At 62.7% G+C, this 713-nt stretch carries 2 protein-coding genes; both read right to left on the bottom strand.

Annotated features, from left to right (window positions below):
• Positions 1 to 44: 44 nt before the first annotated feature.
• On the bottom strand, positions 45 to 266 hold the full coding sequence (locus NFX52_RS30420) for a hypothetical protein (RefSeq protein ID WP_055392898.1): 222 nt from the start codon (positions 264 to 266) through the stop codon (positions 45 to 47).
• A partial coding sequence (locus tag NFX52_RS30415) for an IS66 family transposase (protein WP_252636014.1) occupies positions 253 to 713 on the bottom strand: 461 nt, incomplete at its 5' end. The genes NFX52_RS30420 and NFX52_RS30415, both read right to left, overlap by 14 nt.

Here is a 713-nt window from a genome sequence, read left to right as displayed (position 1 = left end):
GTAAGCGGCCAGCCATGCCACCTTGACGGCGATGTCGGCTCCCTTCAGCAGCCGTTGATCTCGTCAACCGCGTCCCCGCCGTCGTAGAACTTACCGATGGCTTTGTCCAGCCTCTTGAGCAACGCGTTCAGCGTCTCACCTTCTCGGCGAACCAGCATGGCCACACTGTTGTGGCCGTCAGCAGCTGTGGCTGCGCATTTGATCGGGTAGATCGCACCAAGGGTGATGTCGCCGCCGTCGTCGATGAGTGCTTCAATGTTCTTCATGCGATGGCATTTTGCCGTCTTCCGCAGGGCTCCAGCGATGCGGCAGCAACTCATCAATCCGGTGGTTCGGGTGCGCCTGCAGCCGCTCCAGCACGTCCTTGAGGTAACCCCAGGGATCGTGCCCATGCAGCTTGGCTGACTGCACGAGGCTCATCACCATGGCGGCCCGCTGACCAGCCAGTTTGCTGCCACAGAAGAGCCACGCTTTGCGCCCCATCGCCCATGGGCGCATCATGCGCTCGACGTGGTTGTTGTCGATACTGACATCACCATCGTGCAGGAAGCGCCCCAGCGCCTCCCAGCGCTTGAGGCTGTAGTCCAGAGCAGCGGCGATGCCCCCACCGTCCGCCACCCGGGCTCTCTCCAGCCGCAGCCACACATGCAACTCGTCCCACAGCGGCTGTGCGTGCAACTGGCGTAGTGCCAACCGATCCGCCGCTGTCATCT

Origin of the sequence: Acidovorax facilis (genome assembly GCF_023913775.1) — a bacterium.
In the GTDB taxonomy this organism is placed as follows: Bacteria; Pseudomonadota; Gammaproteobacteria; order Burkholderiales; family Burkholderiaceae_C; genus Acidovorax; species Acidovorax facilis.
Note: the sequence above shows the minus strand (reverse complement) of the source record. Positions and strands in the feature narration are given on the sequence as shown.